Annotated in this window: 16 protein-coding genes and 1 tRNA gene; 12 read left to right on the plus strand and 5 right to left on the minus strand. The window is 69.0% G+C overall.

Annotation, left to right across the window (positions count from 1 at the left end; translation table 11 throughout):
- Positions 1-5: 5 nt before the first annotated feature.
- Entirely contained in the window at positions 6-656 is a 651-nt protein-coding gene (locus ACFOW8_RS18990) for a TetR/AcrR family transcriptional regulator (protein WP_378552152.1), read from the minus strand.
- Positions 657-806: 150 nt separating this feature from the next.
- On the opposite strand from ACFOW8_RS18990, the gene ACFOW8_RS18995 reads away from it, so the two are divergent.
- Positions 807-2840, plus strand: coding sequence for a CocE/NonD family hydrolase (locus ACFOW8_RS18995; RefSeq protein WP_378552153.1), 2034 nt, complete (start codon positions 807-809; stop codon positions 2838-2840).
- Between the two features lie 61 nt (positions 2841-2901).
- Here the strand turns inward: ACFOW8_RS18995 and ACFOW8_RS19000 are convergent, their stop codons facing one another.
- Entirely contained in the window at positions 2902-3234 is a 333-nt protein-coding gene (locus ACFOW8_RS19000) for a plasmid stabilization protein (RefSeq protein WP_378552154.1), read from the minus strand.
- A 282-nt stretch (positions 3235-3516) separates the two neighbouring features.
- Here ACFOW8_RS19000 and ACFOW8_RS19005 point away from each other — a divergent pair, with 282 nt between their 5' ends.
- From ACFOW8_RS19005 to ACFOW8_RS19015, 3 genes are read left to right on the plus strand one after another with little or no spacing between them, the layout of a single operon-like run.
- Positions 3517-4419: a metal-dependent hydrolase gene (locus ACFOW8_RS19005; RefSeq protein WP_378552157.1), complete on the plus strand. Its 903-nt coding sequence runs from the start codon at positions 3517-3519 to the stop codon at positions 4417-4419.
- The gene (locus ACFOW8_RS19010) at positions 4416-5522 is read left to right on the plus strand and encodes a PDR/VanB family oxidoreductase (RefSeq protein ID WP_378552158.1); all 1107 of its coding nucleotides are present in this window, start codon (positions 4416-4418) and stop codon (positions 5520-5522) included. The genes ACFOW8_RS19005 and ACFOW8_RS19010 overlap by 4 nt, the downstream gene beginning before the upstream one ends.
- A gap of 29 nt (positions 5523-5551) precedes the next feature.
- Positions 5552-7324 (plus strand): SDR family oxidoreductase, encoded by a 1773-nt coding sequence (locus ACFOW8_RS19015; RefSeq protein WP_378552159.1) that lies wholly within the window; start codon positions 5552-5554, stop codon positions 7322-7324.
- A gap of 7 nt (positions 7325-7331) precedes the next feature.
- On the opposite strand, the gene ACFOW8_RS19020 is transcribed toward ACFOW8_RS19015, so the two are convergent.
- Positions 7332-7829 (minus strand): hypothetical protein, encoded by a 498-nt coding sequence (locus tag ACFOW8_RS19020; protein WP_378552308.1) that lies wholly within the window; start codon positions 7827-7829, stop codon positions 7332-7334.
- 558 nt (positions 7830-8387) lie between these two features.
- On the opposite strand from ACFOW8_RS19020, the gene ACFOW8_RS19025 reads away from it, so the two are divergent.
- From ACFOW8_RS19025 to ACFOW8_RS19050, 6 genes are all read left to right on the plus strand, one after another.
- Positions 8388-8534 (plus strand): hypothetical protein, encoded by a 147-nt coding sequence (locus ACFOW8_RS19025; protein WP_378552160.1) that lies wholly within the window; start codon positions 8388-8390, stop codon positions 8532-8534.
- A gap of 110 nt (positions 8535-8644) precedes the next feature.
- Positions 8645-8718, plus strand: a tRNA-Ile gene (locus ACFOW8_RS19030).
- 97 nt (positions 8719-8815) lie between these two features.
- On the plus strand, positions 8816-9304 hold the full coding sequence (locus ACFOW8_RS19035) for a DinB family protein (protein WP_378552162.1): 489 nt from the start codon (positions 8816-8818) through the stop codon (positions 9302-9304).
- A 109-nt stretch (positions 9305-9413) separates the two neighbouring features.
- Entirely contained in the window at positions 9414-10655 is a 1242-nt protein-coding gene (locus tag ACFOW8_RS19040) for a VWA domain-containing protein (RefSeq protein WP_378552164.1), read from the plus strand.
- Positions 10656-10701: 46 nt separating this feature from the next.
- On the plus strand, positions 10702-11145 hold the full coding sequence (locus ACFOW8_RS19045; RefSeq protein WP_378552166.1) for a hypothetical protein: 444 nt from the start codon (positions 10702-10704) through the stop codon (positions 11143-11145).
- Between the two features lie 155 nt (positions 11146-11300).
- Positions 11301-11789: an FBP domain-containing protein gene (locus ACFOW8_RS19050; RefSeq protein WP_378552167.1), complete on the plus strand. Its 489-nt coding sequence runs from the start codon at positions 11301-11303 to the stop codon at positions 11787-11789.
- A gap of 165 nt (positions 11790-11954) precedes the next feature.
- Here the strand turns inward: ACFOW8_RS19050 and ACFOW8_RS19055 are convergent, their stop codons facing one another.
- Positions 11955-12227 carry a hypothetical protein gene (locus ACFOW8_RS19055; protein ID WP_378552169.1) on the minus strand — a complete coding sequence of 91 codons (273 nt, stop codon included), beginning with the start codon at positions 12225-12227 and terminating at the stop codon, positions 11955-11957.
- A gap of 205 nt (positions 12228-12432) precedes the next feature.
- Between ACFOW8_RS19055 and ACFOW8_RS19060 the strand changes: the two genes are divergently transcribed.
- Entirely contained in the window at positions 12433-12723 is a 291-nt protein-coding gene (locus tag ACFOW8_RS19060; protein ID WP_378552170.1) for a hypothetical protein, read from the plus strand.
- On the opposite strand, the gene ACFOW8_RS19065 is transcribed toward ACFOW8_RS19060, so the two are convergent.
- On the minus strand, positions 12720-14693 hold the full coding sequence (locus ACFOW8_RS19065; protein ID WP_378552172.1) for a TerD family protein: 1974 nt from the start codon (positions 14691-14693) through the stop codon (positions 12720-12722). The two genes, ACFOW8_RS19060 and ACFOW8_RS19065, sit on opposite strands and share 4 nt — an antisense overlap.
- A gap of 406 nt (positions 14694-15099) precedes the next feature.
- On the opposite strand from ACFOW8_RS19065, the gene ACFOW8_RS19070 reads away from it, so the two are divergent.
- Positions 15100-15582, plus strand: coding sequence for a hypothetical protein (locus ACFOW8_RS19070; protein ID WP_378552174.1), 483 nt, complete (start codon positions 15100-15102; stop codon positions 15580-15582).
- The last annotated feature ends 72 nt before the right edge of the window (positions 15583-15654 follow it).

Raw genomic sequence — 15654 nt, forward strand, 5'->3', positions numbered from 1 at the left:
GGAACCTATTTCGCGGCCGCGAGCTGAGCGAGGACGGCGTTGACGACGAGGAATCCGCTGTCGACGACGTCGCCGACGGGCTGGCGGTAGTCGTCGAGCACCCATTTCTGGGCGATGATCAGGATCGCGCCGACCAATCCGAGGATCACCATCCTGGTGTTCACGGCCGGATGGTCGCCGAGATCCAGGTACGGGGTGAGCAGCACGGTGCAGATGTCGACCAGGGCGTCGAGGACCTCCTGGTACGCGCGATCGACGGTGGGGCTCACGCCGAGGATCTCGAAGAAGGCGATCCGCGGCACCCTCGGGTCGTCGCGGATGAGCTGGAAGTACGCGGTCAACGCGCCGCGCACCCTGGTGTCGATGTCCGCGTCGAGCGCGCCGCTGCCGAGGTGGATCGCCTCCAGCATCCGCGCGGTGACCTCGCGATACACCTCCAGCAGCAGATCCTCGCTGTCGGTGAAGGATTCGTAGAAATACCGCTTGCCGACGCCTGCGGCCGCGCACAGCGTGGTGACGGTCGTGTTGCGGTATCCGTCGGTGCCGAAGGCCTCGGTTCCCGCCTCGATCAGCCGGGTGCGGCGTTCCCGCTGGCGCTGGCCCGGTGCGGCACCGCGGTACCTGCGTCCGTCGGCATCGAGTTCGGGCGCGTTCACGTCGTCGATTCTGTCAGGTGCCGTGCGGGCGCCGGTGCGCGCGTGGGGATCGCCAGGAACATGTTCTTGCGATCGGACGTGACGCAGGCTACGTTACTTCCCGGTATGGGAACGTCGTGGTTCCCGATGGTGGAGGGCTGAGACCGAAGCATGATCAAACATCGAGGGCGGCTGGCCGCGCTGGTCGCGAGTGTCGTCGTGGTCGCGGGAGCGATGGTGTCGGCGCCGGTGGGCCAGGCGTTGCCGGCAGGCAGCGGACTGGACGCGCAGTTCGTCGACACCCACAACGGGCCGCAGCAGTACCCGAACGTCTTCATCGAATGGGACGTGCCGATCACCATGAGTGACGGAACGGTATTGAAAGCCAACGTCTATCACCCGGCGGGTGCCGACGGTCGGCCGATCGCCGAGCCGACACCGACGATCGTCAACATGACGCCCTACACCAAGCTGGTCTCCAATATCGCCGACTCGGCGCTCGCGGTGCCCGGATTGTCCGAGCTGCTGCTGCCGGTGCTGCAGAATCTGGACTTCACCCCGTTCGGATACAGCACCCTCAGCGACATGATGAACGCGCTGCCGGGCGGCGCGGCCCGCACCTTCGGTGTCGACCGCAACCTGATCCGCGGTGGCTACACCCAGGTGGTCGTCGACGTCCGCGGCACCGGATTCTCGCAGGGCACCTGGCAGGTGTTCGGCGAACGGGAACAGCTCGACGGTGTCGAGGTGGTCGACTGGGCCGCGCAGCAGGCCTGGTCGAACGGCAAGATCGGGATGAGCGGCATCTCGTACTCCGGGATCAACCAGTTGCACACCGCGCAGCGGCAGCCCGAGGCGCTGAAGGCGATCTTCCCGATCGTGCCGGGCAGCGACCTCATCCGTGATGTCGCCGCGCCGGGTGGCGCGCTCGGCATCGGCTTCATCCCGGCCTGGCTGCTCGCCGTCGACGGCGCGAAGCTGCTGCCGGACATGGTCTCCATCCTCACCGGCCGGTTCGACTGGACCTGGCTGGCCGACCGGGTGCGCGACCCGTTCACCTTCTTCAACGTGCTCATCGCCGCCTTGACTACTCCCACTGTGGACCAGATCCCGCCGGAGATGGCCTCGATCCTCGACGACGAGAGCGCGCTGCGCACCGCCTGGGTGGGACAGCCCGACCAGGTGCGGGTGCCGACCTTCCTCTACGGCGGCTGGCACGACATCTTCACCTACTCGACCCCGCGTATCTACAACGCCGTCGAGGTGCCCGCCGAGCAGAAGAAGCTGGTCATGGGTGACGTCTACCACGTGACCGTGAGCTCCGGGAACGGGCAGCCCGGCGGGCCCGCGCCGCTGGACGCGTTGCAGCGTGCTTGGTTCGACAAGTGGCTCAAGGGGATCGACAACGGCATCGACCGGTACGAGCCGGTGACGTTGTGGCAGCAGGGTAGCGAGCAGTGGACCACCGACGTGGCGTTCCCGCGGCCCGGCATGCAGCATCGCCGGCTGTACCTGGACGGCGCGTCCTCCGGTACCGCGCCGGGCGCGCGCTACGACGGCAGCCTGGTCGGCAGTCCCGGTGCCGCGCAGCGGGTCTCGGTCGACCCGAGTCTGGCCACGATCTGTTCCCGCGACGCCGCGCAGGGCACGGCCGGACTCGTTCCGCTGCCCGACATCTGTGTGGAGGACGCCAGGATCAGCGAGGGCGCCGCGCTCACCTTCACCTCGGCGCCGGTGACCGAGCCGACCCGGATCTCCGGCTCCATCGCCGCGCACCTCAACACCGTGCTCGACGCGACCGACGGCTACTGGACCGTCACGGTCAACGATGTGGCACCCGACGGCCGGTCGACGGTCTGGACCCAGGGTCAGCTGATGGCTTCGCTGCGCGCGGTCGACGACAGCCGGTCGATGCGCTCGGCCAATGGCGACTACACCGACCCGTACCCGTTCCTGACCCTGGATACCCGGCAGCCGGTCGTACCGGGCGAGCCGACCACCATCGACATCGGCATCAGGGCCACCGACGGTGTCCTGCTGCCGGGCCACCGGTTGCGCGTCGACATCTTCGCGAGCAACTTCCCCAGCGGAATCCCGTTGCGGCCGTTGCTGAACGAGAGTGGTCTGCGCACTCAGCATCTGGAGCTGGATCCGGCGCGGCCGAGCTGGATCAATGTGCCGATGGACACCGATCCGGGCTGGTGAGTCCAGCGCGGCCGGTCACCCGGGCGTTCCCGCCGTGGGACCGGTGATCCTTCGGGCGCGGTCAGTCGCGGCCGAGGGCGTGGGCCAATTGCTGTTTGTTCATCGTCGAACGGCCCTCGATATTGCGGCGGCGAGCCTCCTCGTAGAGCTGGTCGCGGGTCATGCCGCGCGGGCTCTTGCGGTGTGCGCGCTGCCCGCCGCGCCGCTGCGGCGAGGTATCGGTGCGGGACAGCTTGCTCGAGCGCTCGGCCTCACCGGATTGCGCGCGTGACTTGTTGACCGTGCGGGCGGCGATCTCCTCGGCCCTGTCCTCGCCGACCCCGCGCTCGCGCTGGGACTCCTTGATGTGTTCGTACTGCCGTTCGCGCTTGTCGCTCCATGCTTGCTGCGGCATCGCCACACACCTCCCCGGTCTCGATGGGTGCTCCTGTGGGCCGACTACCCTGACCGTGGCGGAGGAAACAGCTGTTGCCGGAGGATAGCCGGTTCGGGTGACCCGATGATCGTGCTGGTGCCCGGTGCGGGCCTGCTGGTGGCGTGATCGTGCGCCGAATCGGACTGAATTAAGTGTTACTTCGAATACTACGTATGTGTATGATTGGGCCTACCGCATCATCGGCGCAGCGGTGCGCCGGGGCGCTCGGACGAGCGGTGTGCGGGAGGACGAGGAGTACCGATGAAGTTGCTTCGCCGGACTGCGCGGCGACCGGAGGTGGATCCGGGCAAGGTCGCGCTGCAGGCCCGCAATGTCACCTTCGACTGGTCGGGTGTCGACCTGCACTGGATGCCCGCCGAACCCTACGCGGCACATCTGATCAGTGCGCTGAACATGCTGCTGCCGGAGGGGGAGCGGATGTTCATCGTGACCTACCGCGAGGCCCTCGCCTATGTGCGGGACGAGAAGCTGCGCGAGGACATGCTCGGCTTCATCGGTCAGGAATCCATGCACGCCGAAACCCATGAGAAGGTGCTGCACGATGTGCTCACCGCCAACGGTATCGACGCGAGCCCCTACGTGCGGCAGATGGAGTACCTGTTCCGCAAGACCCTCGGCCCCCGCGGCGGCGACGATCGGGCCGGACGGCAGATGCTGGTCGAGCGCCTGGCCTTCATCGCCTGCCTCGAACACTTCTTCGCCTGGCTCGGCGACTGGGTGATCAACGCCGATCTGGAGAAGTTCGGTGCCGACCCGCGCATGGCCGACCTGTTCCGCTGGCACGGGGCCGAGGAGGTCGAGCACCGCAATGTCGCCCATGACGTCGCCGAGTACTTCGGCGTCGGCTACGTGCGGCGCTGTGCCTCGATGATGCTGGTCTTCCCGATCTTCATCTCCCTGGTGGTGCGCGGAATGAAGTTCCTGGTGCACCAGGACCCACGGCTGCCCGACGACGGCTATCCGCGGGTGATCGCGAAGGTGCTCGGCGCGATGTGGCGGGGTGCGCTGCCGGGCATTCCGTCGCTGCTGGTCAGTGCGTTGTCCACGTTCCAGCCCGGGTACAGCCCGGAGAACGTCGGCTCCACCGCCCAGGCCGTCGCCTACCTCGCGCAGTCGCCCGCCGCGCGCGCGGCGGCCTCGTGACCGTGCGTGAGGTGCCGCGCGCGCTGCCCGGCGACCTGTACGGCAAGCACGAGCGGGATCCGGGCACCAGGGCGCTCGACGTGATCGCGAACGCCCGGCTGCGCTGGAGCGCCCTGATCAACCGACGTGACCTGCGTCCACGCGTCGACGATCGCCGATTCCCGGTGGTGGTGACCGAACGCCGGATCGTCGCGCACGATCAGGACGTGGTGAGCTTGCGGCTGGAAGCGCCGGACGGCTCGGAGCTGCCCTCCTGGCGGGCAGGCGCGCACCTGGACCTGGAGCTGCCGTCGGGCCGGTTGCGGCAGTACTCGCTGTGCGGTGACCCCGCCGACCCGCGCGCCTACCGAATCGCGGTGCGCCGCATTCCCGACGGTGGCGGCGGGTCGGTGGAAGTGCACGACGCACTGCCGGTCGGCACCGAGTTCGTGGTTCGCGGTCCGCGCAATGCCTTCCCGTTCGCGGTACCCGGCCACGGATCGCCCGCGCGGCGCCTGCACTTCGTGGCCGGTGGCATCGGCATCACCCCGATCCTGCCGATGGCCCGGCTCGCGCACCGCCTCGGCGTGCCGTGGACGATGGTCTACACCGGACGATCCCGTGACACCATCCCGTTCCTGGCCGAGCTGGCGAGCTTCGGCGAGAATGTGCTCGTGCGCACCGACGACGAGCACGGCCTACCCGACGCGGCGGCCCTGCTGCCGGGCGTCGGCGCAGGCACCGCCGTGTACGCGTGCGGCCCTACGCCGATGACCTCGGCGATCGTGGCCGCGGTGCGCGTGATGCCCGAAGTGGAACTGCATTTCGAGCGGTTCTCCCCGCCGCCGATCGTCGACGGCACCGCCTTCGAGATCGAGCTGGCCTCCTCCGGCACCGTGCTCGAGGTGCCCGCCGATCGCAGCGTCCTCGACACCGTCCTCGCGGCCCGCCCCGATCAGCCGTACTCGTGCAGGCAGGGGTTCTGCCGCACCTGTGTGGTGCGGGTGCTCGCGGGCGAGCCCGACCATCGGGAGAACACACTGTCCGCCGACGAGCACGCCGCTGGAGCGCTGCTCGCCTGCGTATCCCGTTCGCATGGTGAGCGATTGGTGCTCGACCTGTGAGTCCGATTCCAGGACAAGGAGTCCGAAAGATGACCGCCGACACCCCGACGCCCGCGAACCGGCGCACCGTCCGCAACGGCGATTTCGACCTCGCCGTGTTCGAATACGGCGACGCGGCCGCCGACACCGTGGTGCTGGTACACGGCTGGCCCGACACCCATCACCTGTGGGACAAGGTGATTCCGTTGCTGGCACAGCGCTTCCACGTGGTCGCCTACGACACCCGCGGGCACGGCGAGTCCACCCGCACCCAGCACACCGCCGACTTCCGCCTCGACGAACTCGCGCGCGATTTCTACGCCGTCGTCGACGCGGTGAGCCCCGATCGTCCGGTGCACGTGCTCGCCCACGACTGGGGCTCGGTGCAGGTGTGGGAGGCCGTGTGCGAGCCGCAGGCCGCCGCGCGGGTCGCCTCGTTCACCTCGGTGTCCGGCCCGAATCTGGACCACCTCGCGGCCTGGGTGCGCAACCGGCTAGCCCGGCCGACGCCACGCAATATCTGGCAGCCGATCACCCAGGCGCTGTCCTCGGCGTACACCGCGTTCTTCATGACCCCGGTGCTACCGCGCGCCACCTTCACCGCGATCGGCACCGAGAAGGTGTGGCAGCGGGCGGTGGCGTTGATGAACGACACCGCGCCCGGCAATGTGCGCCTCGGCCCCACCTTCCGCCGAGACATGGTCGACGGCCTGCTCATCTACCGGGCCAATATCGTGCAGCGCATGCTCGCGCCGCGCGAGCGCCGCACCACCGTGCCGGTGCAGCTCATCGTCGCCGGTCGCGATGTGGCGGTGCGGCCCGCCGGCTACGACGACTCCGGCAAGTGGACCGACCGGCTGTGGCGCCGGGACGTGCCCGCCGGGCACTGGATGCCGTTCTCACATCCGGAACTGCTGGCCACCGCCACCACCGAACTCATCGACGCGCTCGCAGGCGATGCTGTCCCGCGCGGCCTGGCCAGGGCCGAGGTGGGCCGCATCCGGCGCGAATTCGACGACAACCTGGTGGTCGTCACCGGGGCGGGCAGCGGCATCGGCCGGGAGACGGCGCTGGCCTTCGCCCGGCTCGGTGCCGAGCTGGTGGTCTCGGATGTGAACGAGAACGCCGCCAAGGAGACCGCCGAACTGGTGGCCGCCGAAGGTGGTGTGGCGCATCCGTATTCGCTGGACGTGTCCAGTGAGGAGGCGGTGCGCGCGCACGCGGACACGGTGCTGGCCACCCACGGTGTGCCCGACATCCTGATCAACAACGCAGGAGTCGGCCAGGCGGGCGCCTTCCTCGACACCACGTCCGAGGAGTTCGACCGGGTGCTGCGGATCAACCTCGACGGCGTGGTGTTCGGCTGCCGCGCCTTCGGCGCCGCGATGGCCGAACGTGGTCTCGGCGGGCACATCGTGAATCTGTCGAGTATGGCCGCCTACAGCCCGCAGCGCGATATGGCCGCCTACGCCACCAGCAAGGCGGCGGTGTTCATGTTCTCCGACTGCCTGCGGGCCGAGCTGGCCGAGCGCGGAATCTCGGTCTCGACCGTGTGCCCGGGCATCGTGCACACCAATATCGTCGCCACCACCCGGTTCTCGGGCATCTCGGCCGAGGAGGAAGCGGCGACGCAGCGCAAGTTCGACATGCTCTACGAGCGGCGCGGCTACACCCCCGACCGGGTCGCGGCCAAGATCGTCACGGCGGTGCGCGAACGGCGTGACATCGTGCCGGTGACCCCGGAATCCTGGCTGCAGTACCGGGCCAACCGGATCGCCCCCGGCGCGGTGCGGTTCGCGGCGCGGCGGATGAAGCTGGTCTGAGGACGGGTCACGTCCGGCGCAGTCGCTCCTCGACGGTGGCGACGTGCCGGGCGTCCACACCCCAGGGGCGCTCGACCCCGACCCGGCGATCCAGGTCCCACAGCACGCACGCCTCGTCCGGGCCCGCGACCAGGGACCAGGCGACCACGGTGCGGCCGAGCTGGTCGAGCATGGTGCCGTGCGCCGCGGTGGTATCGCCCGCACCGTCCGGATAGTGGTGCAGGAAACGGCTGTACGCCGCGGTGCAGAAGCTCGCGTAGCGCTGGGTGCAGAGAATGAAGCCGTGCCAGGCCTCGTCGACCGCGTGCGATGGCATGCCGATCACCTGGTCGTCGCGCATGGCCGCGCCGCAGCAGCGTAGCCATTGGCGCAGACCGGTTTCGACCAGCTCACGCGGCTGCCAGGGACAGGTCTTGTAGACCGCTTCCGGGAAACGCAGGTCGGCGACGACCCGGTCGACCACGTCGAGGTCGACCCGCGTACCGCGCCGGGAGAACGAGAGCACCACGAACTCACTGTAAGCGCCCGCGCTGGACATCGCCCCGGTCCGCGCGGGCGGCTAGCCTGCAGACATGGCGTTGATGCTGCTGATACTGGTCGTGGTCCTGGCGGTGCTCGCCATCGTGGGGCTGGTCGTGCTCGCGGTCTCCCTGGCCAACCGCTCGAGTGCCCGGCGCCGAAGCCACGGCGGGACGGACGCGGGCTGGGCGGCCGGTTCGGGGGGCTACGTGGTGTACGACCAGGCCCCGGGATCGCATGATCGCGGGAGCGATTCGTCCGATGGGGGAGGTAGCAGCGGCTGTGGTGCTGGCAGCGGTAGCAGCTGTGGCGGTGGGGGCGGCTGTGGTGGCGGTGGTGGGGACTAGTAGCGGTGTGGCGGAGCTTGCATATCGAGGATGTCGATCTGAAAGCACTTGCCGCGCAGATTTTTCCGCGGAACGTCTCGGACGCCAACGCGACGCCTGGTCGAAAATCTTTCTGTATCAACGTGTATCAGATTGACGATCGGCGCGTCATTGTAACTTGTTGTGCACGCCAAGGGAATACGCGATAAGTTCTTTTCGTGCAGGGGCTGATTGTCATCGCGGTGATTGTGGCGGTTCTCGTGTTGGTCGGCGGCGTGATCAAGGTCGCCAGCAACCCGGGCTCGGATATCGAACGGCGTGATCGCGAGCGTGTGCGGGCACGCGAGCGGGTCGACGAGCGCTGATCTCCCGTCGGCAGGGCGCTGCAGGCGGTGCCCTGCCGACGGAGTTCCCGAGTGGTCGGGATCGCACCCGAGCGGGTACCATGCGACACGCCCGCGGACTCCCGCGGTCAGGGGCGGTAGCTCAGTCGGTTAGAGCCGCGGACTCATAATCCGCTGGTCGTGGGTTCGAGCCCCACCCGCCCCACCTTCCCACGTTGACCTGCGACTTCCGCGGGCGAGGTCGGTGCGGTGTCGGTGGGCGGGCATAGAGTCGCGTTCGGTGCCGTCCGAAGGAGACCTCGATGCCGAATGCTCGTCGCCGCGATACCCCACCCCCGCGGACCGGGGGAACCGAAGTCGAGACCCTGCGTGGGTTTCTCGACTATCTGCGCGACTCCATCGCCGCGAAGGTCGACGGTGCGCCGGAACCTCAGGTGCGCACCTCGGCCGTGCCATCGGGCACCACGCTGCTCGGGTTGCTGCACCACCTGACCCACGTCGAGGGCGCGATGTTCCTCGGGCACACCGTCACCGACTGGCAGGCGACCTTCACGCCGCCTCCGACCGACAGCGTCGAAGAGATCGTCGCCCGCTACCGCGAGGTTGTCGCCGAAGCCGATACGGTCCTCGACACCTGCGCCGACCTCGCCGACCCGGTGCCCCGGCCGAAGGCCGGTCGGCCCACTCCGAGCGTGCGCTGGGCACTCACCCACATGATCGAGGAAACCGGAAGGCACGCAGGCCACGCCGATATCCTCCGTGAACTCATCGACGGCGCCACCGGACGCTGACCGGCGGATCATCCGCTGCGGGTAGCGCGGCGGATCCGGTCGCCGATCGTGGTGCCGGTGGCGATCGTGCCGTTTAGGGTGTCGGGCAAGAGCGAACGGACGAGGAGTGATGGTGACGGGAACGCTGGTGAAGGGGCAGAACGCGGTGGTGGCACACCCGCGCGTAGTGCTCGCCGTGCGCGGCGGGGTGACGGCGGATCTGTCGGCACTGCTGGTGACCGAGGCGGGGAAGGTGCGCTCGGATGCCGACTTCGTGTTCTTCAATCAGCCCGCGGCGCCAGGAGTCCGGCTCGACGGCTCGACGCTCGCGATATCGCTCGCCGAGGTGCCCGCCGGAGTGGCGCAGATCCGCGCGGTGCTCACCGCCGCGACAGCGGGCGACCGGTTCGGCGCGGCGACGGCGCCGGTGGCGACCCTGACCGACGGCGACGGAAACCTGATGTACGAGTACGTGATCGACGGACTCGGCGAGGAATCGGTGGTGATCGCGCTGGAGCTGTACCGGCGTGGCGAGCAGTGGAAGGTGCGCGCGGTCGGGCAAGGCTATGCGGGTGGGTTCGCCGAGCTGGTCACCGACCACGGGGTGAGTATCGACGACGAGCCGCACGCCGCCGTCGAACAGGTGCGGACCGTGCCGGGCGAACTCGCGCTCTCCTTCGAGAAGCGGCAGACGCTGGATCTGCGTAAACGAGAGGTCGCCAAGGTACTCATCGACCGCAGCGCGTTCGGTGCGCGGGCCAGGGTGGTGCTGGTGATCGACAAGACCGGCAGCATGCAGAAGCTGTATCGCGGTGGCACCGTGCACCGGGTGGTGGAGCGGATGATCCCGGTCGCCACCCAGCTCGACGACGACGGCACGCTCGAGGCCTACCTGTACGCGCTGCGGTTCGCGAAGCTGCCCGATATCACCGTCGCCGACGGCGACCGGTGGGCCCAGACCTATCTGCATCTGACCGGCACCCACGACGGCATCGACTACGACGCCATCGGCGGCCGCAACGACGAACTCCCGGTGATGCGCGCGGTCATCGACACCATCGCCGCCGCCACCGAACCGACCCTGGTGCTGTTCTTCACCGACGGCGGCTTCGCCAAGAAGCGCGAGATCGCCGCCCTGATGCGGGAAGCGTCACGGCTGCCCGCGTTCTGGCAGTTCATCGGCCTCGGCACCGCCAATTTCGGTGTCCTGCGCACCTTGGACGAACTCGACGGCCGTATCGTCGACAACGCGGGCTTCTTCGCCCTCGACGACATCGATCGGGTCGACGACGCCGAACTCTACCGCCGCCTGCTCGGCGAGTTCCCCGACTGGCTGCGCGCCGCCCGCGCCGCGGGGATCCTCGGCCGATAGCGTGGCATCGACCTCGAGACCGTGACGCTCGACGGAAGGTGGCACGATGACCGGTGATTCCTCGATGGCGCCGACCGCGGAATCGGTCGACGACTATCTCGCCGCGCACGACGAGGACGGCGCGCTCGCCGCGGTCGACGCCGTGATCAGCGCGGCCATGCCCGGCGCGTCGCGGGTGCTGTGGCGCGGCGTGTTCTGGGGCGGCACCGAGCAGGCGATCATCGGCTACGGCGATATCGAGCAACCCCGGCCGCGAGGCAAGAGTGTCGCCTGGTTCCTGGTCGGGCTGGCCCGGCAGCGGAACCACCTGAGTCTGTACGTCAACGCCGTCGAGGACGGGCGTTACCTGTCGCAGACCTACGGTCCCGAGTTGGGCCGGACCAAGGTCGGTGCCGCGAGCATCGCGTTCCGGCGGGTCGAGGACATCGACCTGACCGTATTGGACCTGATGGTGCGCCACGCCGGGCGCACGGTCGGGTGGTCCACCTAGACCGTCTGATCGAACGCTGGCCGCGGTCGGTGCGCATACCGATGGCGGCCGGTGACAGCGCCGATGCATCGGGCGCGAAACTCGGTTGTCAGTGCTCGGGCGGCATCGTTAGCGTGTCTACCGTTTGTGCACCGACCATCGAAAGGACCCCGATCATGGACCCTGTCACCGAACGCGACATCAGGTCGTCGTTCGTCAACTGCTCGAAGGGGGAAGCCAAGCGGCTGTCCGTGCCGCGTGACCTCACCGAACGCCCATGGGGCGACCTGGACTTCCTGGGCTGGACTGATCCGTCGTATCCGGGGCGCTGCTATGTCACGGTGCCGCGGGACGGCGAGCTGGTGAGCGTCGCGCTGCGGCACGAGACCGGCGGTTCGGGCAAGACTCAGATGTGCGCGATCTGCCTGACCGCCCACACCGGTGGCGGCGTCGTGCTGATGACCGCCAACAAGGCGGGCGAATCGGGGCGGCGTGGCAACACGGTCGGCAGCTATATGTGCACCGACCTGGCGTGTTCGCTGTATGCCAGGAACAAGAAGCGGCCCGCGCTTGGCAGCCGGTACCGCGAGGACCTGACCCCGGAAGAGAAGGCGCGGCGGGTCCGCGAGAACCTGTTCGCCTTCCTGGACCGGCTCTACACCTAGCCGATCCGGCCCATCGCTGAGCAAGGAGGTAGATGCCATGCGCCGACACTCGATAGCACGTGCCTCGCGCGGACCCGGGTTCTGTTGTCCCGCAACCGGACCCGGGTCGATTCCTCGCCGGTCGTACCGGCCCGGAACGCCGGGCCGGTACGAGCGGAAAGGAAGCTAGAGCATCGCGTTCATGATGGTGCCCGCGCTGGTGGCGACGGCGCCGCCGATCATCGCGCCCGCGATCATCTTGGGCGACTCCAGGCCGCCGCCGGTCCACTTCTCCCAGGCGAACTTGCCGCCCGCGTATGTGATTGCCGTCACACCGGAAAGCAGGATGAACCAGGTGAAGTAGCGCACCAACTGCAGGATCTTGTCCGACATCGGGGGAGCTTCGGGGGTCGGATTGCCGAGCTGCGCCAGGGTATCGGTGACGGCGGCCAGAATCATGTTTGCTCTCACTCGGTACTCGGGGGAACGGCGACGAACTGCTCTGCAGAGATGTTATCCGGTCGAATCGGGTGCCGCAGCAGCCCACCCGGAGCGGACCGATCGGTTTTGTTGGTGTGCTGGGGGTTCTCGCCCGTATCCTGGACTCGTTCGAATACGGCAGTGCTGGAACACAGTTCGCATCACGCGAAAAGGGGAGCAGGCTATGAGCATCATTCTGACGTCGATGGCCGACACCGTCACGACCTATGCGCAGGTCAGCAACCCCACGCCGGAGGCGCCGCCGCTGGCGGACAAGATCCAGCAGATGGTGCAGTACCTGACCTGGTTCATGATCCTGTCCGGCGTGCTCGCCATCACCGTGGCCGGTGGAAAGTTCGCCTGGGAGAAGTGGAACGGCAGCGCGATGGAGTCGCCCAAGATGATCGCGGGCGCGATGATCGGCGGCGTGGTCGCCACCAGCGGTGGCACCATCATGAACGCGATCCTCGGCTAGATCCTGGCGCCCTTGGCGCGGTTGCAGGCCCGGCACAGGATCTGCAGATTCGCCACGCTCGTCGCGCCACCGCGGCTGAGCGGGATGATGTGGTCGAACTCCAGGTAGTGGCCGTCACCGCACTCGACGCACGCGCCACCGTCGCGCTGCCACACCTGGGCCTTGACATCCTGCGGAATGCTGCGGCTGTCGCGCTGGCCCGGCGCGAGGACCAGCCGCTTCGCCACCCGTAGCGCGCCTTCCAGCGCCGCGGCCACATAGTCCGGATCGGTGACGGCGAAGGTGGCACCGCCGCGCGCCGAGGTCGCCGCGAGCACGACCGTGCCATGCTCGGGATGCACTGACACCACCCGGTTCCACGGCAGCTCGATACCGGTGCCGTCGCCGACGAAACGCAGCTTCTTCGAGCTACCGATCAGCCTGCCCTCGGACGTGCGCGGGCCACGCGTCAGCATCTTCACGTGCACCGCGGGCAGATCGAGGTGCACTCGTTCCTCCGGATCCAGGTGCAGCCCAGGCGTGTCGAGCACCGGCAGTTCACCCGCCCGAAGCCGGGACAGGGTGCGTCCGCGGTGCATCCGGCGGCGCAGATCGTCTACCACGCCGCCGCCGAGGCCGAGTTCGCCGACGACGTGCTCGAACGCGTCGAGCTCGTCGGCGAGCACCTCGCCGTCGGCGAAGGCGAACGCGACCATGCGCTCCACGTGAGCCAGCCCGGCCGCACCAAGGACCGCGCGGCCGCGCGCTGCCTCGATGCGCTGGAACCGCAGGGCCGTCCACAGCTCGTCCCACTCCGCGGACCTGGTACCGGGACCGTGCAGAGTGCGCAGCGCCCGGTTGTGCCAGTGGTCGAGGAACTCGGCGGTCTCGGCGGCGCAGCTCTTGCAGCGGCGGTGTCCGCCGAACAGTTTGCGCCGCACCGGGCTACCGCAGCGGGGGCAGCGTGGGCGCTGATCGTCGTACCTCGGCCTGCTGCTCGTTGTCCACTCCTGGCCGTCCCACCAGCGCAGGCGGGCCGGGTCCTCGGGATCGGGGTGCCAGTCCGGGGTGTCCTGATCCGCCGGTGGCGGAGGCGGCACCTCGATGACACGACGGGTGAGGGCTGGTGGGCGGACACCGGAATGGACCTGCCTGGTGGTGGGGTCGTGCGGATCGCCGGACAACCGACCTGATCGCGGGGAGTGCCGGCGCTGGGACGCGTGCGCAGGCGTACGCGGATGCTGGGATTCCGGCTCGTCTTCGAGCAAGGGGTACCGGTCGACAGCATTCGGCAGTCGCGGCGAAGCGCCCGGCTCCGCAGCCGCCCCTGGCCCCGCGGCGGCGGGCGAATCCCCACCGGACCCGCGCTGCCCGACCACGGGCGAGCCGGTGTGCGACACGGTGCCGCTCACCGGCGCATGTGGTCGAAGTGACGGGGCAAGCGGCCCGGAGTCGACGGGCGGGTACCCCCGCACACCGGCCCGCGCCGGCTCGTCCACCGTGACACCGAACTCCGCGGCCAAGCCCGGCAAACCACCCGCCCAGCCCTGGCCGATCGCCCGGAACCGCCACTGCTCGTCCCTGCGGTAGAACTCGCCGAACATCATCGCCTGCACGCTCTCGATGCCCTCGAGCGCATAGCGAGCCACCGGGCCGTCCGCCGCGTGCACCGTCAAGGTGAGCTCCGACAGTTCGGCAAAGCTCGCGTCGTCCACCGACGCGCTCACCACGATCCGCGCCACCTCGGCCTCGGTCCGCGGCAGCGAGATACTCAACCGCGCCGTGCCGGGCGCGGGCTCCTGATCCACCGTTACCGCCTGCGACGCGTGCCGCGGCGCGTTGAAGAACACGAAATCCCGATCGTCACGCACCAGCCCCGACTCCGTGACCAGCAGCGCATGCGCATCCACGGTATGTGCGGAACGCCATGAAAAAACCACGGCGAGAAGCGATGTCGGCACCGGCGCGTGCGCGCCTTTACGGAGTTCCATGGTCCTCGCATGATGCCACGGCCTACCGACAGTGTTTTTGGAGCGCTGGCGCGCTCGAGTCGCGGCCCCCTTGGTCCCGTCGATCAGGCGCCGTTTCTTGCTCCTTTGTCGCTTGCGAAACGGCGCCTGATCGACGGGACGGGCCGCGACCGCCGCTGCGCGGCGTGACCCTCCTCGAGGTCGGGTCGTGCGGGGCCGGGTTGGGTGGTGCGGCTGCGGTGTTTGTCGGCGCGCCGGGGTCTCGCCGATCGGGCGTTGTTGCTCGCTCCTTCGTTGCTTGTGCTCCGGTGCCTGGTCGACGGAACGGCCGCGACCGCCGCCGGCTGACGGACCCTCCTCGGGGTCTTTCGTGCGGGGCTGGTGGTGTCTCCCTGCGTTCGGGGGATTTGTGCGGCACAGTGGTGTCATGACCAACCCGAGGAAACGGGGACGTGCGCAGGAGCCGGTGCCGGAGGCGCGGAAGGTGCCAGGTTCCGAGCTGCTGTCCGCGGCGCAGGCGGCGGTCGGGGCCGCGCAGACCGCGGCCGGGCAGGCGATCGATGCCGCGCAGCAGACGGCGGGCTACGCCTTCGACGCGGCCGTGCGCCTGCCACCAGCCTCGGCGCAGCTGGCCGCCCAGCTCCCGGACCTGGTGGAAAACCTGTCGATCGCCATCGACCGGCTCAACAGCACCATCGACCGGCTCGACCGCACGCTGGCCCTGGCCGACCCGGTCTTCGCCACCTACGACCGGTTGCTGCCCCGGCTCGAGGCGATGATCTCCCTCGGCGAAGACCTCTTCGGTGCGCTCTCGAAGCTGCCCGGCGTCGGGTTGCTCGGCAAGATCACCGGTCGCGGGGGTGCGGAGCCGGAGCCGGAACCGGAACCGCGGAAACGATCGCGGCGGTAGCGCGGAACAACCGCGCCGGAGGCGTCGTATGCGGTGCGCCCAGCTGCCACCGTCACCGGGCGTGGACCGGCG

Source organism: Nocardia rhizosphaerae, assembly GCF_042650365.1.
Classification (GTDB): domain Bacteria; phylum Actinomycetota; class Actinomycetes; order Mycobacteriales; family Mycobacteriaceae; genus Nocardia; species Nocardia rhizosphaerae.